The 22048-nt window shown below is 37.9% G+C and carries 20 protein-coding genes; all 20 read right to left on the reverse strand.

Going from position 1 to position 22048, the window contains the following annotated elements; translation table 11 throughout:
* Window positions 1-338: 338 nt before the first annotated feature.
* The 20 genes from RLT85_RS03560 to RLT85_RS03655 all read right to left on the reverse strand — a co-directional run bounded on the left by RLT85_RS03560 (window position 339) and on the right by RLT85_RS03655 (window position 21845).
* Window positions 339-1190 carry an RteC domain-containing protein gene (locus tag RLT85_RS03560; protein WP_027126739.1) on the reverse strand — a complete coding sequence of 284 codons (852 nt, stop codon included), beginning with the start codon at window positions 1188-1190 and terminating at the stop codon, window positions 339-341.
* Window positions 1191-1696: 506 nt separating this feature from the next.
* Window positions 1697-3655: a heavy metal translocating P-type ATPase gene (locus RLT85_RS03565; RefSeq protein ID WP_076547101.1), complete on the reverse strand. Its 1959-nt coding sequence runs from the start codon at window positions 3653-3655 to the stop codon at window positions 1697-1699.
* A 33-nt stretch (window positions 3656-3688) separates the two neighbouring features.
* Window positions 3689-4240, reverse strand: coding sequence for a hypothetical protein (locus RLT85_RS03570; protein ID WP_311400675.1), 552 nt, complete (start codon window positions 4238-4240; stop codon window positions 3689-3691).
* A 450-nt stretch (window positions 4241-4690) separates the two neighbouring features.
* Entirely contained in the window at window positions 4691-5050 is a 360-nt protein-coding gene (locus RLT85_RS03575) for a SpoIIAA family protein (RefSeq protein ID WP_027126742.1), read from the reverse strand.
* A 23-nt stretch (window positions 5051-5073) separates the two neighbouring features.
* Window positions 5074-5250 carry a hypothetical protein gene (locus RLT85_RS03580; RefSeq protein WP_164674149.1) on the reverse strand — a complete coding sequence of 59 codons (177 nt, stop codon included), beginning with the start codon at window positions 5248-5250 and terminating at the stop codon, window positions 5074-5076.
* Window positions 5251-5259: 9 nt separating this feature from the next.
* Window positions 5260-6576 carry an APC family permease gene (locus tag RLT85_RS03585; protein ID WP_027126743.1) on the reverse strand — a complete coding sequence of 439 codons (1317 nt, stop codon included), beginning with the start codon at window positions 6574-6576 and terminating at the stop codon, window positions 5260-5262.
* A gap of 80 nt (window positions 6577-6656) precedes the next feature.
* A complete protein-coding gene (locus tag RLT85_RS03590; RefSeq protein WP_026753622.1) occupies window positions 6657-7091 on the reverse strand; it encodes a Fur family transcriptional regulator in 435 nt (144 codons plus the stop codon).
* 36 nt (window positions 7092-7127) lie between these two features.
* Window positions 7128-9635 (reverse strand): heavy metal translocating P-type ATPase, encoded by a 2508-nt coding sequence (locus tag RLT85_RS03595; protein WP_044403645.1) that lies wholly within the window; start codon window positions 9633-9635, stop codon window positions 7128-7130.
* 9 nt (window positions 9636-9644) lie between these two features.
* On the reverse strand, window positions 9645-9992 hold the full coding sequence (locus tag RLT85_RS03600) for a SpoIIAA family protein (protein ID WP_028281653.1): 348 nt from the start codon (window positions 9990-9992) through the stop codon (window positions 9645-9647).
* 50 nt (window positions 9993-10042) lie between these two features.
* Window positions 10043-10459, reverse strand: coding sequence for a Fur family transcriptional regulator (locus tag RLT85_RS03605; protein ID WP_026775391.1), 417 nt, complete (start codon window positions 10457-10459; stop codon window positions 10043-10045).
* A gap of 16 nt (window positions 10460-10475) precedes the next feature.
* Window positions 10476-10814: a P-II family nitrogen regulator gene (locus RLT85_RS03610; RefSeq protein WP_026775392.1), complete on the reverse strand. Its 339-nt coding sequence runs from the start codon at window positions 10812-10814 to the stop codon at window positions 10476-10478.
* A 196-nt stretch (window positions 10815-11010) separates the two neighbouring features.
* Window positions 11011-12267 (reverse strand): efflux RND transporter periplasmic adaptor subunit, encoded by a 1257-nt coding sequence (locus RLT85_RS03615; protein WP_026775393.1) that lies wholly within the window; start codon window positions 12265-12267, stop codon window positions 11011-11013.
* 16 nt (window positions 12268-12283) lie between these two features.
* Window positions 12284-16699: a CusA/CzcA family heavy metal efflux RND transporter gene (locus RLT85_RS03620; protein WP_147865766.1), complete on the reverse strand. Its 4416-nt coding sequence runs from the start codon at window positions 16697-16699 to the stop codon at window positions 12284-12286.
* Between the two features lie 119 nt (window positions 16700-16818).
* Window positions 16819-17214, reverse strand: coding sequence for a hypothetical protein (locus tag RLT85_RS03625; protein WP_244745226.1), 396 nt, complete (start codon window positions 17212-17214; stop codon window positions 16819-16821).
* Window positions 17215-17288: 74 nt separating this feature from the next.
* Window positions 17289-18734 carry a type IV secretory system conjugative DNA transfer family protein gene (locus RLT85_RS03630; RefSeq protein WP_028281656.1) on the reverse strand — a complete coding sequence of 482 codons (1446 nt, stop codon included), beginning with the start codon at window positions 18732-18734 and terminating at the stop codon, window positions 17289-17291.
* The gene (gene mobB / locus RLT85_RS03635) at window positions 18731-19759 is read right to left on the reverse strand and encodes a MobB family relaxase (RefSeq protein WP_008992775.1); all 1029 of its coding nucleotides are present in this window, start codon (window positions 19757-19759) and stop codon (window positions 18731-18733) included. Before mobB ends, RLT85_RS03630 begins: the two co-directional genes overlap by 4 nt.
* Complete coding sequence (locus tag RLT85_RS03640) at window positions 19759-20307, reverse strand: BfmA/BtgA family mobilization protein (protein ID WP_027126753.1); 549 nt, start codon at window positions 20305-20307, stop codon at window positions 19759-19761. The genes mobB and RLT85_RS03640 overlap by 1 nt, the downstream gene beginning before the upstream one ends.
* 531 nt (window positions 20308-20838) lie before the next feature.
* Window positions 20839-21036, reverse strand: coding sequence for a hypothetical protein (locus tag RLT85_RS03645; RefSeq protein WP_008992777.1), 198 nt, complete (start codon window positions 21034-21036; stop codon window positions 20839-20841).
* Window positions 21037-21047: 11 nt separating this feature from the next.
* Window positions 21048-21428: a DUF6876 family protein gene (locus RLT85_RS03650; protein ID WP_025743391.1), complete on the reverse strand. Its 381-nt coding sequence runs from the start codon at window positions 21426-21428 to the stop codon at window positions 21048-21050.
* Window positions 21429-21509: 81 nt separating this feature from the next.
* Complete coding sequence (locus RLT85_RS03655) at window positions 21510-21845, reverse strand: single-stranded DNA-binding protein (RefSeq protein ID WP_008992779.1); 336 nt, start codon at window positions 21843-21845, stop codon at window positions 21510-21512.
* Window positions 21846-22048: the final 203 nt, after the last annotated feature.

A 22048-nucleotide genomic window follows, 5' to 3' on the forward strand; every position in this document is an offset into this window, starting at 1 on the left:
TATTGAAAAACCATCCGTTTTTCAAACTTTTCCTGTACTACAACCCGAGGCAAGCCTCGGGGAATTCTTTAGATTAAAAGAAAGGGACTACCGTTTTGCTTTCATCTAAAATGATAGCCCCTGACCTGATTTGACTTTCGTTCTACAAAATTGGGGTAGTTTGCTGGATTTTATTCACAAGTTAGGCCTACTTGGGTGTTTTTCTTCTCTCATTTTCAATGTAATACAATAGAGGGTTTTGGTACTTCTTCAGAAAAAATACCCTATCTAAAAACCACCAAATAAAATGAGATTTTCCATAAAACAAGAAACACCCAAGTTGAAGCATCTTGGGTGTTTTATTTTACGTTATCAGTATCATCCATCCGTTTGGTCAACTGCTTTTTCAGAATATCCAAAAATTTGGTTCTGCCATTTTTACGCATCCGTATTTCCAAAAAAGCTCTGTAATAATCGCCCAAGTCCACTTTAAATGTTTTTTCAACAAAATAGGCAATATCTTTAATGTCAACAGTACCATTATTAATGACATCTGTACTGTGCAAAGCGTATATCAGTTCAATTAAATATATTTTGTGGGCTGTCCAGGTAATTTTGGTTTTACTTTGTAACAATCTTAAACTTGCATAATTTCCATTATTCTCCAATTTATCAATTTCCCGTTTTAAGTGTACAATCAAAAGGTCGTAGGCTAAAATTGAGGCCACGGTACTATCGTGGCTTGTTGCAAATTCTTCATCAACAAAAAAGTGAAATGAGTCTGGGAACAACCGAATATCTGCCTTGCCTCTTAAAAAATATTGCTCATCAAATACAGTAGCTTCCCTGCGGTAATAATGGTAAAAATCAAGATTGTCGTTAAAGTAGGTTTGAAGTTTCTCAATATAATTGTTCAAATACTTTACTTGCGATTTATTGCTTCCCCTGGGTCTTTTACTTTCAATGTTAAATAATTTTACGTAATAAATAAGTTTGCTATAAATTTTTGGTTTAGTACATTTAAAGAAATGAATTTCCTCTAATTTGGTTTCAAATTCATAATCAACTACGATACTTCTAACTGATTTAAGGGTCTGTTTTGCAAGTTTAATCCCTTTTTCAGCTTTGAGTAAAATATCTTGTTCTTCTATTTCAAGAATATCTAATTTATTGTCTAATTTTTTTAATATATCGTCGTAATTTGTCGTCATTCATTCTGGGTATCATTATTTTCACTTAATCTTCTGCAATAACGTTGCATTTAAAATTGTAATTAATTAAATAGATATAAAGTACTTTAGGAATTGCAAGAACAGTACAAAGAAGATTAACACAATAACAACGATTAGAATACTAATCCAAATTATTTTATCTTTTTTGGTAATACTATTTTTTACAGAGGGTACTTTATTGCTTTTTTTATTTCGTCTATTCCGTCTATTTTCCGACATAGAATATCATTTTTACTATATATCAATCATTTCCACTTCAATTTTTGTAGCCACACAAACCACTTGGAATATTTTATTATCTTAATTCATTAATGCTTATGAATATTTCCTTTTAGCACAAAAAAATAAAGCAGAAATGCGGCTATTACCATAAGGATTATCATAAGAATACCTTTGACCTTATCTCTTTTTGTGATGTCGGTATTCGATGATTTCCGATTTTTTTTGTTTCTTCTATTTCTTCTTTTTTGAGACATTCTTTTATACTATTTCCAATTCATCTTCTGTAATCGAACCGCATTCAGAATGGCTAACAAGGCCACGCCTACATCGGCAAAAACTGCTTCCCACATCGTTGCCAGACCACCTGCGCCCAAAACCAAAACCACTGCTTTTACACCAAAGGCCAACCCAATATTCTGCCAAACGATGCGTCTTGTAGAACGTCCTATTTTTATGGCTCTAGCTATTTTACTTGGTTGGTCTGTTTGGATGATTACATCTGCGGTCTCTATCGCCACATCGCTGCCCAAACCACCCATTGCAATGCCAACATCGCTCGCTGCCAAAACCGGTGCATCGTTGATGCCATCGCCTATAAAGGCTACTTTAGTATTAAATTGTTTTTTCAAATGCTCAACTTCGTTGAGCTTATCTTCTGGTAACAAACCGCCTTTTGCAGTATCAATACCCATTTCTTTTGCCACTTGTTGGGTTATGGAATCCTTATCGCCGGAAAGCATTATGATTTTGGAAATTCCAGATTCTCTAATTTGTTTGATGGCTTCGTGGGCATCTTCTTTCAATTCGTCTGCAATGATGACATAGCCAGCGAATTTACCATCAATGGAAACCATTACGATGGATTCTACAATGTTGTCGGTTTCAGATGGAACTTCGATATTATTTGAAGTCATCAATGCTTTGTTGCCTACCAAGACCGTTTTGCCATTTACTTTGCCTTTTAATCCTTTACCCGCGACTTCGGTTACTTCTTTTGCCTGAAAATCTTCGCCATCGGCTTTATATTCCATTATGGCCTTGGCAATGGGATGGGTGGATTGTTCTTCCATTGCCATTAGGTATTTCATAAATTCGGGTTCATCCCAATCAATGGTTTTTATTTCCTTGATTTTGAAAACACCTTTGGTCACGGTTCCGGTTTTGTCCATTACCACTGTGGTTATCCTTGTCATTTCATCTAAAAAAGATGCTCCCTTAAAGAGAATTCCATTTTTTGAAGCTGCTCCCAATCCACCAAAATAACCCAACGGAATAGAGATAACCAAGGCACACGGACAGGAAATTACCAAGAATATCAATGCTCTATATAACCAATCGTTAAACACATAATCATCCACAAAAAAGTAGGGCAAAAATGTTAATCCAATCGCCAAGAATACCACAATAGGTGTATAGATTCTTGCAAATTTTCTAATGAACAATTCGGTTTTTGATTTACGAGCCGTGGCATTCTGGACCATATCAAGGATTCGGGCAATGGAACTGTCTTTAAATTCCTTGGTGGTTTCGATTTCAATAACGCCATCAAGGTTGATGCTTCCTGCAAATACTTTTTCTCCTTTTGCAATGGTGTCAGGTTTGCTTTCGCCCGTTAATGCTGCGGTATTGAACGAGCCTTTTTCGGACAATAAAATACCATCCAAAGGAATTTTTTCGCCCACACGGACTTGCACTTTTTCGCCAATAGCAACGATTTCGGGATTTACAGAAACATAATTGTTGTTCCTATAGACCAAGGCTTCATTAGGTCTTACATCTAGTAATGCCTTGATGCTTCTCTTGGCTCTTTTAACGGCGGCACTTTGGAACAATTCGCCTACCGCATAAAACAACATTACTGCCACACCTTCGGGATATTCGCCAATGGCGAATGCACCTATGGTTGCGATGGACATCAATAAAAACTCGGTAAAGAAATCGCCATTTTTGATGCTGTTCCAACCTTCCTTTATCACAGGAAAACCTACTGGAAGATATGCGACTGCATACCAGACAATACGTATCCAATCTTTAAAAAAAGCTACGTCAAAATAATCCATCGCAATACCAATAATCAGCATTACAAAGCTGAAAATTGCTGGTACATAAATTTTAAATTTCCCTATACTTTCCGGACTGCTATGGTTGTGGCCATCATTGCGCTTGTGATTATCGGATGAAGTTTTATTTAAATCTCTTAAATTCAGTTTCTTTTTTTTCATTTATATCAATTATAATTTTATTTAAATTCACAGTCATTCCAATCTCAACACCAATTGGGCAAACTGCACCTCTATGGTATCATCGATACCCTCTATTAAGGAATCCAAACCAGTATTTGAAACCAATAATTGTCCGGTTGCACTTATCAGGCAGGACATACTTACTCCTTGTTCTATATGGGTAATGGTTGCTTTAAATTGTGATTTAAAGGATTTCCCTTGATAAGTAACATCTATCAGCCAATTAAAGTTGATAGGGTCGTGCCGTTTTGATAAAAAATCCTGTGATGGAATAGTGCCAGTAAACCGAAGTATTAAAGGGTCTTCCCGCTGTTCTAAAAGGGCATTGATTTTAGGACTATATGTTGATAAAGTCTTAAGGTCGAGTACACCATTGACCACTTTGGAATCATAATCAAGATATAGTGCCAATTTATGGCTTTCTGCCTTGATGGGTTTATCATCAACCAAAGTCATCATCATAATATGACCTTCTTCAGTTGTATAAACTTTTTGGGCATTTACCTTATAATAACTAACCAACAAGATTATTAAAAAACAATGTTTAATATTCATAATGCGCATCTTTACTTGTATAATTTAAAAAAGCAGCTTCTACTTTTGCTTTTAATACTATTAATCATTTTGCTTTAAAAAGCATCATAAAAGCTGCCTGCTATTAATTAAGTTTTCACTTAACTTATTTAAATAAAAAATTTCGCTCATTCCTATAACGATTTACCGCTACTTGTTATCTATATCCTTTTCTCGTTTACCGAAATAATAAATTAGCGCAACACTTGCACCTAATAAGCCAAACAGAGTGTTCTCAAAAATTTGATTCCCATTGATATTTAAAATTTCAATGAAATTATTTATTAAATATTGCCATCAATTGATTTCGTAATTCTGGCTGCTAAACGTGAAAATTGTTATCCCAAAAGGTTGAAGGATAAAAACACCTATGGCAAACCCAATTAAAATGGTAATAAGAATGCTTTTTTTATTCATCGTCTGTCTTTTACGGAAGTAAGCTTACTGGCTCTCAATCCAATTTTTGGCATCTTCCTTTTGGTCTATATTGAAATACTTAATATCGGCATTGGTAAAAGGCTTCATAAATTGGGTTATCCAATTCTGCCATTTTTTATCTCCTACCATTGCTATTTTTTCATAGTCCGTGGCGTGGGCTGTGTCCATTTTTAGGTCTTCCCATAAACCAGGTAAATCCCAACCTGTAAAGTTGACCATCTCAAAATACCACCGGACTTTCATTCCTTTGTCCAGTATGGCGTGGATAAGTGGATGGATTTTTTCTATATCTTCTTTTCTCAATTTGCCCGAAGCTTTTGTTGCAACAATATTTTTTTCTTTTAATTCGATTATCTGTAACATTTTATATAGTTTTTAATTAATAATTATCCTTCTAAATCGTAAAACCATTCTTCCGCCCTTATGATGCCTTCTGATAAAGCTTCTTTTGCTGAAATATCTTTTTTTTCAATTAGTTCTTTTGCTATGGACAGGGCTTTTTCTCGTACAATAGGATTTAAGGTATCTAGGTCAGTTTTAAAATCTTCAAACATCCAGTCCATAGCTTCATTTTAATGGTTAAAAAGTTCCTTTTCTTTTTCAGGGTCTATTTCATCTTTTGACTTTTTGTCCAAAAAATAATCAAGCACAATACCCACGATAACAGCACCTACGAACGCTGAATAAACCTGCCAATTAAATTGGATTATCAATGATAGACTTATAAGTATCGCCAAAATGGGTAAAATCGGCACTCGTCCTATAGCCAAAGGAACTTTAAATGGTCGTTCTTGCTCTGGTGCTTTAAACCGAAGCACGATAAGTGCGACATTTACGGCAACAAAAACAAGTAAAGCGCCTAAAGAAGACATACCTGCTACAATCTTAATATCGCCCAACAATAAAAATCCCGCAACTGCTGCCATAACTACAATAGTAGTAACCCACGGTACTTTCTGTGCATTGGTTTTGGTCATAAACTTTGGAAGTTCTCCGACACTGGCCATTCCAAAAAGCAGCCTACTTATGGATATGATACCACTAAAAGCAGCATTAGCCGTAGCAAAAAGTGCAGCGATAGCCAATACCACAGGCAACCAATTGTTGAGATTGGAAGCTGCAAGAGAAAGTGGCGAATCCACGTTTGCCAAAGCGGAAGGGTCTGCAATATTCAAAACCGTAAAAGCAATAAATAAATAAATTATTGTAGTTATTACCATAGTCATTAAAAATGCACGGGGAATTGTTTTCCCTGGGTTCTTAACTTCCGAACCCAAAGCTGCCATATGTTCAAAACCAGTATAGATAAAGAACAGTGTAGCTGTGGCCGCCAAAGTTCCAGAAATCGATTCAATTTTAAAAAATTCTGCTTTGGGTGGACCAGTTTCCAAAAGTCCAAATACTATCAATAATAACAATCCCAAAAGTTGAATGCTGACCATAATAATATTTGCTGTCGACGATTTTGTGATGCCTGTAATACTAATTAATGACAACACCAATAAAATGCCATAACTTATTAGAAGAGAGGGCATATTAAAAAACGTATTGAAATACCCCGAAAAGGCAAGTAACACGGCTGCAATGGTGGCCGAACTATGAAACGCAATCGTCCAACCCGTGAGAAAAGACGGAATATCAATTTTTGGAAATGCCTTGCGTACAAAAATAAATTCCGCACCAGCATTGGGATAGGTAGAGGACAACTCTGCATAGGACATTGCAGAGACACTAGCCGCAATTGCTGCAAAAATAAAACTCAACCAAAGGTCTGTGCCCGCTTGTCCAGCAGCTGCACCAATCACGGTATAGATTCCTGCACCCACAATCGTGCCAACGCCATAAAAGGTAAGTCGAAGCGTACCCAAAGATTTTTTTAGTTCTGCCATATTTTTTAGTTAAAGAGGGTGGAAAAAACCTGAACTGGACCATTGGGCGCAAAGGTTCAAGGTTCAAGTACTCCCACCTGTTATTTTTTCCTGCATTTTTCACATATTCCTTTCAATACAAGGTTCACATCGTTCACTTCATAATCGTCTGGCAAGCTCTCTTCCGATATTTTATTTGGTAAACAGATTGTTTTCCTACAATCGGTACAATGAAAGTGCATATGTAAATCTGTACCGTATTTACCTTTGGCGTTTTCATCAGAAATCGCATATTTTGCCACTCCGACCCCATCATTAATCTGATGAATCAACCCTTTATCCTCAAAAATCTTGAGATTGCGATAAAAGGTCGTTCTGTTTGCTGTTTTATTGGTTTCGCTCTTTTGAACAAAGGCCTTTTTCAAATCGGAAAAGGACACGGCACTTTGTTTCCTTTTTAGGAACTTGTATATCTTCGACCTCATTTTAGTAGGTCGAATCCCGTGATATGATAGTATCTTTTCCGTTTTGGTCATTTTAACCTTTTCAAAAGCAACCCTTTTTTATTAAATTTATTTTTTATAAGCCAAAAGCCTTAACGCATTAAAAACCACAAGTAACGTTGAGCCTTCGTGGATGACCACTGCAATACCGATATTGGCCCAACCCATAATGGTCGATGGTATGAGCAATGCCACAATACCGAGGCTTACCCAAAGGTTTTGCTTAATAATGGTTTTTGCCTTCCTGCTCAAACCTATGGCAAAGGGCAGGGTTTCCAGTTTATCGGCCATTAGGGCAATGTCAGCTGTTTCCAATGCTACATCACTGCCCGCAGCACCCATTGCGATTCCTACGGTGCTGTTTGCCATTGCAGGGGCATCGTTCACACCGTCGCCTACCATTGCGACTTTGGATTCCTGTTCTTTTAATTTTTTAATGGCATCAACCTTTTCCTCTGGCAACAGGCTTCCCCAGGCATCGGTCAACCCAATTTCTTTAGCAACGGCATCGGCAACCTTTTGATTATCCCCGGTTAGCATTATCATCCGTTTGATGCCGATTTCCTTTAATTTTTTCAGTGTTTCCTTGGCCGCTTCCCGTGGGGTATCCATCAGGGCGATGATACCGATATATTCTTTGTTCCTTCTTATGAGCATTGTGGTATTTCCACCACCTTCAAGTTCTTTTACTTTATTCGATATTTCTTCGGGTGGTTTTGCTTCATCGAGGTCTTCGTACAAGTCAAGGTTTCCAATATAGATTTTATCCTTGCCCAAAGAAGCTTTGATACCTTTTCCAAGAACAGCTTCCAAATCGGTCGCATCGGGTATTGAAGTGCCTTCCAGACGTTCTTTTCCATCCCTTACAACGGCTTTTGCCAAAGGGTGGTCGCTCAAATTTTCAACAGCTACGGCTATTTTTATAAGTTCATTTTCTTCTATATCCCCAAGTGGAACAACTTGGGTAAGTTTAGGCTTTCCTTCGGTAAGCGTGCCTGTTTTGTCAAAAGCAAGGGCGGTCAATTCGCCCAAGTCTTCCAGAGGTCGCCCACCTTTAATAAGTACACCGCCCCGTGCTGCCCGTGCCACACCGCTCAATACGGCGCTTGGTGTTGAAATGGCCAATGCACAGGGACTTGCTGCGACCAATACCGCCATCGCCCTATAAAAGCTGGCACTAAATGGCTCGTCGATGACCAAAAAGGCAAAGAGTAGGATACCCACCAATATCAGTACGGATGGTACAAAGTATTTTTCAAACTTGTCGGTCAACAGTTGGGTTGGGGATTTCTGGGTCTGTGCCTCGTTGACCAATTTGACCAGTCGGGACAGCGTAGAGTCTTTGGCTTCTTTGATTACCTTTATTTCCAGCGTGTTATTACCGTTGATAGTTCCGGCGAACACGCGGTTTTCATCATTTATATCATCATCTGCGGAATAGTCCCTGCTCGTATCTTCCACGGGAATTTTGTCCACGGGTACACTTTCCCCGGTAATAGGTGCCTGGTTGACGCTGCTTTTTCCATTGACCACGACGCCATCTGCGGATATTTTACTATTGGGCTTGACCACTATAATATCGCCAATACTCAATTCCTCAATTCCAACTTCTTCGGTCTTGCCATCTTTTTTGAGCAATGCCGTTTTTGGTGCTAAATCTGCCAGTGCCGCAATGGACTTTCGGGCCTTTTCCATTGCATAATGTTCAAGGGCGTGACCCAAACTAAACAGGAACAGCAACAAGGCACCTTCTGCCCATTCTCCCAAAATGGCTGCCCCAATGGCTGCAACAAGCATTAAGAAGTCAATTTCAAAACCGCCTTTGGCGACGGTCTGTACTGCTTCCTTGGCCGTAAAGAAACCACCGAAAAAGTAAGCACCAATATATAAAGTAAGACTGACCCAATCTGGGATGGATTCTACATAGGAAAGTCCGAAACCTATTCCGAGAAGTGCCCCACAGATAATGGAAAAAATGAGCTCCGTATTTTTACCGAAAATACCACCGTGGGCGTGATCTTCTCCTTCATCGTGGGTCTCGCCCTCTGTGGAAGTTTGTTCTTTAGTATCTTCCTTCTTTGAACGCTCCTGTTTTTTGGATGCTTTGGTGTAATCATTTTCGTTTGAAGAACTCCGCTGAATCTGAAGCTCTTCTTTTTCAATTTGTTTACTTATTTCATCAAAATTCGTTTGCTTTTTATCAAATTCAAGTCGTACCATTCCAGAGCCTGAAACGGAAACTTCCAAAACTCCATTGATTGTCAAAAGGCTTTTCTCTATGGAACGAGCCTGCCTTGTGTGTCTGATTCCTTTAACTTCAATGAGCAAATGCCCGTATTTTTCGGTAATCTCGGCACCAGTACTTTCGGCGAGGGATTGAATGCGGTCAATGGAAATGATATCTGGGTCATAATGAAAACAGAGCTGCGGCACATCATCTCCGTTTGCATCGGCAATGTGCACTTTTTCGATGCCCTCTTTAGCTTGTAGTTTTTGAATAAGCCTTTCAACACAAGAATCTTTTTCGTTAGGAACTTGCGGAAGGATGACCGGTATTTTTAGTTGTAGTTTTTCCATTTTTTATTTTTATTTTATCCACTCTTTGGCATCGTCTTTTTCTTCGGTCTTATAAAATTTTATATGAGCTTCTGAAAAAGGAAGCAATACCTCGGTAAATTGCTCCTGCCATTTAACGCTACCCACCAAAGCAACACGCTTTAAATGCTTTTCATTCGGAAGGTCTAATTCAATTCCCTTCCAATGTGCCTCTGCTGTCCAACCTTCAAAATTTTCCATCTCGATGTACCAGAAAACTTCCGGATGGGCAGTTATATGTTCTGTTAAGACTGGTATCAAGTTTTCATAATCCTTGGCATCCAGCTTTTTCTCTGCCACCATATATACAGTAGCTTCTTTTTTATAGATTGACATCATTACTCACTATTTATAAATGATAATTAAATTTAAAAACCAAACGTTTAATCCTAATTGCCACTGCATTTTTCGCAAATGCCCTTTACCACCAAGTTGATATCCTCGGTAATATAACCATCAGGTAAGTTGATGTGAGGGATTTTATGCTCTGTTAAACAGACCGTTTCATTACAATTGTTGCAATGAAAGTGCAAATGAAGGTCGTTGCCGACCTCGCATTCACAATTTTCTTCGCAAAGGGCGTATTTTATAACTCCCGTACCATCCTCGATTTGATGCACAATACCTTTTTCTTCAAACGCTTTCATAGTCCTAAATAGGGTACTTCTTTCACTGACCTTAAAATCCTTTTCCAAGTCGCCAAGGCTGATGGCCACATTCAACTCTGCCAACCGCTTATATGTCATAAGGCGCATAGCTGTAGGTCGTATTCCTTTGCTTTCTAAAAATTGAACTATTTTTTCCATTTGTTTAAAAAGAGATTTACAGGTCGTGCCGTTTTAAGGAATCTCCTGTTTTAATCTGAAAGGCATCTTCAATATTTGCTATATAAATAATACCATCTCCAGGCCCGTCGGTTTTGGCGTTGGCTATAATTGTTTCAATGGCCGCTTGGGCTTCCTCATTTTGACAGACCAATTCCAATTTTACCACAGGACTATCTGTTACGTGAAAATCTAGCGACGGTCTTGCACCTTTTGCCTTGAATGCGCCCGTGCCTTCTGCTTGTGAAAGGGTCATACTTTCAAATCCATTGTCAGAAAGTGCTTCAATGACTCTTTGGATTCGGTTTGGTTTTATAAATGCTTTTATTTCTTTCATCTGTTGATATTTATTTGTTTTTTAATGGTCATATGTAATTCCCCAATCAACATTGTGGTTGGTATCCACATTGTTATAGCTCATTTCATATTTTTAAATTTTTAATCGATTTTGAACCGAGCCTGTTTTTTAATTTTTAACTAACTAATTAAGACGATAAACAAACTCGGAATCAAAATCTTTGATTGTTATTGAATTAATGTCCGTGTTCCAGTTCGCCCTTGACCATTTCCGAAGACAGGTTATAAGCTCCGTTTATCACGACTTTGGCATCCTTTGAAACTTCGGCAGGCAGGTTGACTTCAACAAAGCCTAAATCAGTAATACCAACCGTTACGGGTATCATTTTAAATTTCATTTTGTCCGCTTCCATTTCTTCATCTTCATCCAAAATAAAAATAAAGGATTGCTCGCCTTCTTTTATAATGGCAGCTTCCGGTACGGCAAAACCCTTTTTCTCGCCTTGCACTATTCGCCCTTCCACATACATACCCGGCAATAGGTTTTTATCCTTGTTTTCAATATCTGCCAGAACTTCCAAAGCTTTTGGGTCTGTATTGAAGGTTTTACCAACAGACCGAACGGTTGCTTTAAGCAGTTCATCTGGACGAGAGGCCGTGGAAAAATATATCTGTTGCCCTTGCTTGATTTGCTTTATGTCCTTCTCATATACTTTGAAGTTGACATAAATTTTTGAGTTGTCGCTTATCGAGAACATTTTGGATTGTTGTGCCACGTAATCGCCAAGGCTAATCATTACTTCATCCACATACCCACTTATAGGCGAGGTAATGGGAACAGCGGAATATATCTGTCCTTCCGCCACTTTGTCCGGGTTAATGCTCAACAGTCTCAATTGGGACCGCAAACCATTGACGCTGGATGTTGTAGAACGAAATTTTGACTGTGCCATTTGAAATTCCTTGCCAGAAGAAACACCTTTATCATAAAGAGTCTGCTTGCGCTCAAAATCCTGTTTCAAAAAGACCAATTCATCATTTTTTTCCTGATAATCTTGTTGCATTGCAATGATATCAGGGTGTTCTATATATGCCAACACCTGTCCTTTGCTTACGTTATCTCCGGGTATTACTTTTATGGAACTCACATTTCCACCAACAAAAGGACTTATGTTCGCCTTGTCCTGTGGGAAAAGTTCCAGCGTTCCTGTTACCTTAATGTTGTTCCCTAAATTGCGTTCCTCCAAAAGTTTCATTTCCAAACCTATGGTTTCGGCCTGTTGCTTTGTGAGTTCCACAACGCCTTCTTCCTCGCTGTGACCTTCTTCTTCTCCTTCACTGTGGCCTTCCTCGCCGTGTGCATCTTCTCCAGCTTCATTGGTTTTTGATACGCCTTCGGCTTCGTTATGCCCAAGTTCAGATTTTGGGGCATCATTACAACTCATAAACATAAGTGTAAATAATACGGTACTTACTAATAGTATATTCTTCATTTCTCTTTTTTTAAGGTTATAAATTGCCCAATTGATATTGCATATCAATGGTCTGCTGGTTAAACTGATTGATGTATTGTAAATGGTTTTGTTTAATGCGGATGGCACTATTGAGAATCGTGATGTAATTGACGTAATCTATTTCGCCTTCTTTAGATGCCAATTGTGCGGTGGTAATTTGTTCTTCTGCCAAGAGTAGTGCGCCTTCTTCGTAATATTGCAAAATCTTCTTTGTTTTTTCAAGGGATTTGGTCAATTGCGACACACGACTTTCCGTGACCGCCTTTTGTTCCAAATATTGATTCTCTGCTACCATTGCGTCTGCCTTGGCCGCCTTGACCCTCGACTTCTGGGGAAAAAACCACAACGGAATACTAATACCTGCCTGATAGGTGTTGAAGCCTGAAACATCATCCACAACCTGTCTGCCATACGATAAACTGAATTTCGGCAGGAATTGTGATTTCTCAACACCAACGTTTGCCTTGCTTACTTCGGCATTTTGCAACGCATATTGCAACATTGGGTTATTGGCCACCGAAGTGGAATCTAACATTGCCATAAAATCCAATGTTTTGTATGGTTCACTAATCGTTTCAATGGATTCATCCGTTCCCAAATATTGTTTTAAGGCACGTTTGGCTATTTCAATATCATCAAAGGCTTGTTGCCTTAATACTTGAATCTGTTGAAATTCTGAAGAGGCTGAAATAAATTCCAACTTACCTGTTTCTCCCGTATCATACCGAAGTTGGGCAGCGGTCTTAAAATTGGTATAAATACTGTCCAATTGGTCTGCAAAACGCAATTGTGCCTTGTAATAATTAATTTGGTCATACGCCTGCATCACATTACGCACCAATTGTTGTTCACTGGCCACATAAAACTTTTCTCCCAAGGCAATACGCTCTTTGTAAAACTTCGATTTTGAAAAACCGGAAAGCAAATCAATGTTGCCCTGTTGCACACCAACGGTTGTCTGCACTCCAGGAAGATTATTTCCATATTCTTCTTTGCCCGTGAAAACTTGAGTGCTACCAAGGTCAAAACTCGTTCCCTTTAGTGCCTTTTCCCGTTCAATAAATGCTTGGCTCTCTTTAAGTGATGGATAATTCTGTTTAGCCATAGCAATAGCCTCATCAATGGTCAAGGTCTTTGGGATTGTACCATCTTGATTGGTGTCTTGGGCAAATGAAGTACCAGAAGCCATCAAACCTCCAACCATCAATAATACGGTTACAATATTGGTTGATTTTTTAATATAACTTACATCTCCACCATTGTCCTTCTTTTCTTTTCGGGATTCCAGCCAATAATAAAGAATAGGAATAACCACCAAGGTCAGAAATGTTGCCGTAAGCATTCCTCCAATGACTACTGTCGCCAAAGGTCGCTGTACTTCTGCACCACCAGAGGTAGAAATCGCCATTGGGATAAAACCCATAATTGTTGTAATGGCTGTTAATAAAATTGGACGTAAACGTTCGTGCGTTGCTTCGTATATACGTTTTTTTAAATCTGTCATTCCACTGTCTTTTAATTCATTGAATTTGTTTATGAGTATGAGTCCGTTTAATACGGCAACTCCGAAGAGCACGATAAACCCGACTCCGGCAGAAATACTGAAAGGCATTCCACGAATCAACAAAACGAAAACACCACCAATGGTCGCCAAAGGCACTGCCATATAGATCATCAAGGCCTGTGTAACTGAATTTAAAGCAAAGTAAAGCAGAACAAATATTGTTAATAGAACGATTGGAACTACAATCATCAATCGGTCTGAAGCACGTTGAAGGTTTTCGAAAGAACCTCCGTAGGTTACAAAATAACCTGGTGGCAGTTTCACGTCCGTTTCCAATTTTTGTTGAATTTCCTCGACCATCGATTTTACATCGCGCCCACGAACATTGACCCCTACCGAAATACGACGGGAGGTATTGTCCCTTGAAATCTGCATCGGACCTGGCTTATAGCTGATATCTGCAACCTCCTTTAAAGGTACTTGTGCACCGTTTGGCAGGTCTATGAAAAGGTTTTTTAAGCTATTGATGTCTTGTCGATATTCCTCTGCCAAACGAATGACCACATCGAATCGTTTTTCCCCTTCAAAAATGACTCCTGCCTGTTCTCCAGAAAATGAAGCACTTACATAATCATTCAGCTTGTCAACGGTTACACCGTATTGTGCCATTTTTGCCCGGTTATACACCACTGTCATTTGTGGCAAACCGCTTGTAGCTTCTACATTGAGGTCAGCCGCTCCGGGAACGGTTCTGATGACCGCTGCGATTTCCTGTACCTTGTCTGCCAAAACGCCTAAATCTTCTCCGTACAGTTTGATTGCCACGTCCTCACGAACCCCTGTAAGCAATTCATTAAAACGAAGTTCTACAGGTTGGGTAAACACGAAATTTACGCCGGGAACTACTGAAATTTTTTCCTGTATTTTTTCTATCAGTTCTTCTTTACTATCTGCGGAAGTCCATTTACTCTTATCTTTTTCAAGAATAATATAACTATCGGCAATATCCATAGGCATCGGGTCTGTCGGTATTTCGGCCACACCAATCCTAGAAACTACTGTTTTTACTTCCGGAAACTCATTGATTAACTTCTGAAGTTTCTCTGAAGCCTCAATAGATTCTGTAAGACTGCTCCCCGGTTTTATCAATGCTTGAAATGCAATATCGCCTTCATCAAATTTAGGGACAAATTCTGCTCCCATATTGCTGAAAATAAATCCTGAAATCAAAAGCAAGGAAACCGCGCCTATAACCACACCTGCCCGAAAGCGAAGTGCAAAATTTAATATAGGCAGATAGATACGATTCAGAACATCCATAATTTTATCACTGAACCTATCAATCTTGTTTTCAAACTTGGCGAACCAACTATTTTGATTTTTAGCAGGTTTTAAAAATAATGATGACATCATTGGCACGTAGGTAAGACAAAGGATAATCGCTCCTAAAACGGCAAAACCAAATGTAAATGCCATTGGCCGGAACATTTTCCCTTCCACACCGGTCAAAAAAAGAATCGGTGTAAAAACTATAAGAACAATTAGTTGACCGAAGAAGGCAGAATTCATCATTTTACTTGAAGAATCATAGGCGATTTCATCCATTTCAGCTTGGTTGATGGCGGTTGTGGATTTTTTCATCCGTTGATGAATGTGGAAAACCGCTCCTTCCACGATAATCACCGCTCCATCTACAATAATTCCAAAATCGATCGCACCCAAGGACATTAAATTTGCCCAAATGCCAAATTGTTTCATCAAAATAAATGCAAATAATAGACATAAAGGGATTATCGAAGCTGCTATCAAGCCACCACGGAAGCTTCCCAAAAGTAAGACCAAAACAAATATGACGATTAGGGCTCCTTCTATTAGATTGTTTTTAACGGTACTTGTGGTTGCCTCAATAAGTTCACTTCGGCTTAAAAAAGCATCAATATAAACACCTTCCGGCAGGGATTTTTGAATTTCTACAATACGCTTTTCCACATTTTCAATCACGTCGCCTGGGCTTTCGCCTTTCAGCATTAAAATTTGTCCACCAACAGTTTCGTGTCCATCTTGGGTAAACGCACCATAACGCACTTGATTACCATAGCCTACTTTTTCCGCGACATCACGTATTAAAACCGGGCTTCCATTTTGTGTGGTTACAACCGTGTTTTCCAAATCGGCAATACTTCGTGCCAGCCCTTCGCCACGGATAAAATTGGCTTGGTGGTTTTTTTCGATATAAGCTCCACCAGTATTGGCATTGTTCACTTTAAGGGCCTCAAAAACCTGATTCATTGTAATGCCAAAACTTTTTAGTTTATCAGGATTTATGGCAACTTCGTATTGTTTTACATAGCCTCCAAAGGCATTGACCTCAACGACTCCGGGGACTAGTGCCATTTGGCGTTTAACAATCCAATCTTGGATGGTACGAAGCTCCATTGCGTCATATTTGTCTTCATAGCCTTCTTTTACTTTTAAGGTATATTGAAAAATTTCGCCCAGACCTGTTGTTATGGGTGCCATAAAAGGTGTGCCGAAACCTTCAGGGATTTCTCCAGCAACTTCGGTCAATTTTTCCTGTACCAATTGCCTTGGCAGATAGGTTCCAGCCTCATCCTTAAAGACAATGGTAACCACCGAAAGACCAAAACGGGACACCGAACGCAGTTCGATAACGTCTGGCAGATTTGCCATTGCCAATTCCACAGGGTAGGTAACAAATTGTTCTATATCTTCTGTCCCCAAGTTAGGGGCCACGGTTATTACCTGTACTTGGTTGTTTGTTATGTCGGGTACAGAACCCAAGTTTATAGTAGCCATAGACCAAATGCCCGTACCAACCAATGCCACTATAAATAAGCCAATAATAAATTTATTATTGATGGAAAATGAAATGATTTTGTTAATCATAGAAAATGTATTAATTCAGTTTAAAACTTACGATGCGAATAGGTGCAACGCATTTATATAGCAATGCCTATCTTGAGAAGCATCACGTTAGGATATAGCTATCCTTAAAAAAAACTGAATTATACTTTAGGGGGTTGGAAAAGCGATTCCAAATATCTGGAAGAGAAGTTTACTTTATGTAAGTTAACCTGTTTTTTTCCTTCAAACTTTAATTGATTAATTAAAGCCAAATTGTTGTTCTCAATCATTAACACTAAAGGGTGACAACATTGCTGATGGGAATGGATTGGTGTATTCTCCTTATCAGGGTTATGATGATGCCCTTCATTTTTTGCACCATTGTCAATGTAATCTTCGACTACGTATTCAAGGAAAGAGTCTCCATAAACTTTATGGTCTTGATAATGGGTAATAATGCTTGAAATTTCTTTAATTGGCCCACAAAAGTCCATATCAATGCTGATTCCCTGAAAAAAGAATAAAATAGACATTGATATGGAAAAGAATATTTTCATAAAGTTTGACAAAGATACAAATTAATCGATGCACAGGTTGTGCAAAAACTATGGTTGTTCTTTATTTACTAATTTTAGTTAACCTTAAATATAGATTTTGCCTCTCTATAAATCCGTTCAAAATTGAGCTTTAATTCATCGGTTGTAAAATGTTGATGAGGATTTGGTATTTCTCTTTTAATCGTTTGTAGTTTAAATTGAACTCTTTTATCTTTGCCATCAGCAAAAGTTATAAACTCGCCTTGTTTCAAACGGAAAAAAACATCTGCTCTACGTTTAGAAACTTCTTTTTCGCCTGTGGTAATTCTCGTATCAAAATTTAGATTGTGTCCACGATTTATACTTGTGGTTTCCTTACGAACAATCTCAAAGAAACGCTCATAATATTTTGCAGTATCTGGGTCATTAACTTTGCCGAAAAACTGATAGGAAAGATTGCTCAAAATAGCCTTACTCGCTTTGTCTCCATATAGCATATCATTCTGAATTTTATCCTGCATCACGTAAATTGTGGCAATATCATAGCTTCTTAAAGTTGCGGGAATGCGGTGCATATTAAGCAGCTTTATGGTTGGGGCTTCTTCCATCATTAAAAATGACGACTGTTGACCTCTCACGCTCATTTGCTTGATGACTGTGTGCATAATTGCAGCGATGATAGGCGAGTAAGCTGATTCATATTTGGGATGGTTCACGATGCAGATAACAGCAGGATTGTCCTTGCTGTTGATATTCAATGGTACTTCATCTTTTGACAAAGCCATAAACAACTGTTGTGAACCTATCTTTTTAAAGGCATTGGCCAATGTGCTTTTCACACCTGCCGTTTGTTTGTCAGAATCCATTCCGTTGATAAAAGCACTTGCCATACTTCGGGAAGTGATATTTGAGCTCACAAAAGTAACCAACTGTTTGGTAGTCATCGATTGAAAAATAGCAATCAAATGGGGCAGGGTGCAATATTGAGGATAGGACGTTTTTAGTTTCCAAATCATTCCACCCATCAAACCTTCAACAGCATCACTGAAGAATTTTGTGGTACTGTTTGTACTGGATTCGTTGAACTCCAAAAGATTTTCAATGAGTACCTTGGATAATTCATTCACACTTTCCTCATTGGGCAAATATCTTGGGGTAATTGGGTTTACACAATAATGGATTTGGTCAAAAGCTATGGTATAGAATTTAATATCCTTTTCTTTAAATAATGGGTAGGCAATTTCGGTAAGTTCAAAATCCTTGTAATCGTGTATGATACCACAAAATTGATGGGTACTAAAATGCTGTAAAAAATTATAGATAACACTTTCTGTTTTACCGCTTCCCGCAGAGCCAATAATCGATGCACCTCGCTTGATATTTTCGATTTGAAATTTTCCACGACGAAGTTTAAAGCGTACCTGATATTTCTTATCTCCGTTTTTGGGCTCTTCTTGATGAAGAAACACATATAAAACTGTACTGACAAACAATACCGGAACAACAATAAAAAGGATGATATGTGGTATTGACATACTCATATCCCAATAGAACCCGACTGTATTGCTCGGTCAATCCCTTTTTTAAACTTGTTGATTATCTTTAATGCCAACTGTACTTTGTTTGTTGGAATATTCATTATGGGTACACCAGATTTGGCAAGTATTTTATAGGCAGTTGCCTTTTCATTGGTTGGCAATCCCGAAAGAATTGAGAAATACAACTTTGGATTTTTCAGGAATGTTTTACGTGCCTTATAAGTTTCAACATAGTTTCGTTTGTATTGAAATAGAGTGTCAAACGTTTTTTCAGAAGCCTTAAAGAATTTGTCCCTATCAAAACCACGTTTTACAGGTTTGCCATTAAAAACGGTTTCCGAAGCTTTGTACTTGCTACCAGGGGACAAACTGTATTTATTGGACATATCCTTTCTGCTCACAATAATATGGATATGGCTTTGAGAGCCTTCTTTAGGCATCCCTCTAACAATGCGTTTTCCATCTTGTTGATGTGGTGCTTCTTTTTCCAATCGGGACATCGTTTGCTGTAATTTTTTGATGTTGCCTTCTAATTCGCCACTTTTAATTTTCCGGATATCGTTCTTAATTTGAAGTATCTTGGTGGCATAAGGTTGGTTCTCCTGAATTTTCCTATCCGTTCCCTTATACGTACGCTGATGCTCAATTTTGGCATAGTATATAATGTCATCTACAGTAACAGCTCGTCCGTTTATTTCCCGATTAAAAGATTTAGCGTACTCTTTCATCAATTCTCGGGTGTACTTTTTCAGTTCCTCGGAATGATTTTGCAATCGCTTCAATTCATAAGCACTCGGATTGACTGTAATGGAATAAAACTTTGGTTCGGTCTTTTTGAGTTTAGCCGTATTTCCGTCAATTTCTTTAATGACTTCCTTACCTGATATTTCTTCGCCATACTGATTGAAAAAATGTTCCATTTCATCAATGGATTTGTCATCGTTTTCTTTTTCGAGATAAGCGACAAAATCGGAAACGCTCTGTGCATAATTGCCATCTAATGTCTGTTTGGTTACTGTGATATACATTATAATTTTTGTTTAATGTTTTCAAATTCATCTTTGCTTAAATCCAGTTTTAAATAGCCACCTCCAAAACTGCTTTTAACATAAGTGGTCTTATCAATGATTTTTTCTAAATCATATTTTACGGAATGGAATTGTTGTTGAACTTCTTCGTACCGATTTCGATAATGATTCAGTTCCTCATTTTCTGTAATCAATTCCTGTTGTTCAAATTCAAATAATTCTTCTTGTGCTTCTTCCTCTTTTGGATTCTCCTGAAAGAGCAGTTCCAACATTGCATTGGTGGGTTTGGTCTGGTTTTTTTCAATATCCCTAATAATGGCTACAAGTGCATTGATTCGTTTTTTTAAGCTATTCTCTAAAGTCTTCATATTTGCACCCAAAGATTCATTTGGGGATAGCTCGTTCAAATCGAAAAAGTTCATCATTGCTTCCAACGTATCAGTATGTGAATGGGTAATTTCCTTGGAAAATTTCCGAAAGCGAGTTGCCACTTTAGGTTTAATACTAATGGCAGAAAAACTGTATTTCTTTTGATGATTTGAACTCATTTACTGTAAAAAATTGCCGTTTTATAGGGGTTTCAAAAGGATTTACTGTAAAACTTTGTTATTTCTCTATTTTATATAACCAGTAATTATTTGAATATCAAATAATTACAACTAAAAACCAATCGTTAACATCGCCTTGGCGTGTTACCCTCTTGCTTCTCAAATTCGTCCCGCAGGGACAAAATTTTTCAAACAACCTGACTGAAAAGTCAGTTGCTTTTTTTCGGAATAAAAAATTCCGATATGTTTAATTTTTGATGGGTATCATTATCGGCGAAAGTCAAATCAAAATGGGATAACGATACTTTAAATTGATACTGCTAACAGTCTTTTAAAGATATTCTATTTAGATATAATATTGAAATACAGATTGTTTCCAAATGGTTAGTTTTGATACCAAAAAATAGGATTTTTATAAAAAAGTAAATTTAAGACGTCGAGTTTTTGAATATTGGCTCTTGTAAATTTGAAAAAAGTAAAGCACAAAAAAAGACCTCTGAAAGTTCAAAGGTCTTAATTCTTGTTTTTATTTTAGATGTTAAAAACGTACTGATATGAATATAGATTTTTTATCGCTTCTTCGTCCAATATCTTATCATAATCCATATGATGTTCATTGGCGTAGGCTTTAAGGTCGTTCCCAAATTTGCTTTCTATATCTTCTTTTGAAACGGAAAGTAGATGTTGTTGGGTTTCGTCATCGAGGTTGTTATAATTTAGATAAATCATAGCCTTACTTTTTAATATTCGCTTGTAAGCATCAACGTATTATCCACAAAATACAACCGTAGTTCATCCAAAGGAAAATCGGTAAAATTGTATCGGTGTATTTCAAATATATTCCCATTTCCATCGCTGTAAATTATTTCAGCTTCATAGCCTGTATAATCCTGTTCCTCTTCCGATAGCCTTTTAAAATCTATTGTTATAAAATGGCTTCGGTTTAGCAAACTTTTGGCGATTACTGAAACATCGGTAATGAGCCAAAAACACTCTGCTACGTTGGCTAAATATTTCAGTCCGTTTGTAAATCGGGTGCGTATTAATGGGATTTGATAGAACATTTCAGAACCGTGAAAATGTTGCAATCCTTCTTTTATTTCGTTAACTTGTGCTTTCATTGTTATATCTTTTTAGAATTAATGATGAAAAGAAGAGGGCACAAACTAATTGAAAACTGGTATTAGTGCCCTCTTTACTTTTTACTTACTACCTAATAATAGGATTTCATCGGCTATCACTTCGGTAACATAGCGTTGATTGCCATCGTCCGTGGTATAGGTTCGGGTCTTTAGTTTTCCAACAACTCCGATTTCTTTGCCCTTTTCGGCATACTTTTCGATAATTTCAGCAGTTTTGCCCCAAGCGACAACGGTGTGCCAATTGGTATCCGTTTGCTTTTCGCCCTTGCCGTTTTTGTAGTATTCATTGGTTGCCAATGATAAACGGGCTACTTTCTTACCGCTTTCAAGGTTCGTAATAGTTGGTTCTTGCCCAACATTTCCAATTAACTGTACGTGATTTTTAATAGTACTCATAATAAAAGATTTAAAAGATTAATATTTCCCTTTTTGATTTAAACTGAATTAAATTTTAAGGGGTGTTTGTATGATTTCTTTCGTGCTCCGCACAATGGATGAAGTGGGTTTTGTCAAGACTTTTAGGGAATAAATCAGGTGTGTTTGCGACGTAGTAAAATCCTTGGATTTTCAAGGAAGTAGAAACCTTATTTTTGCCTAAA

This window comes from Mesonia ostreae (assembly GCF_031845265.1).
Lineage (GTDB): Bacteria > Bacteroidota > Bacteroidia > Flavobacteriales > Flavobacteriaceae > Mesonia > Mesonia ostreae.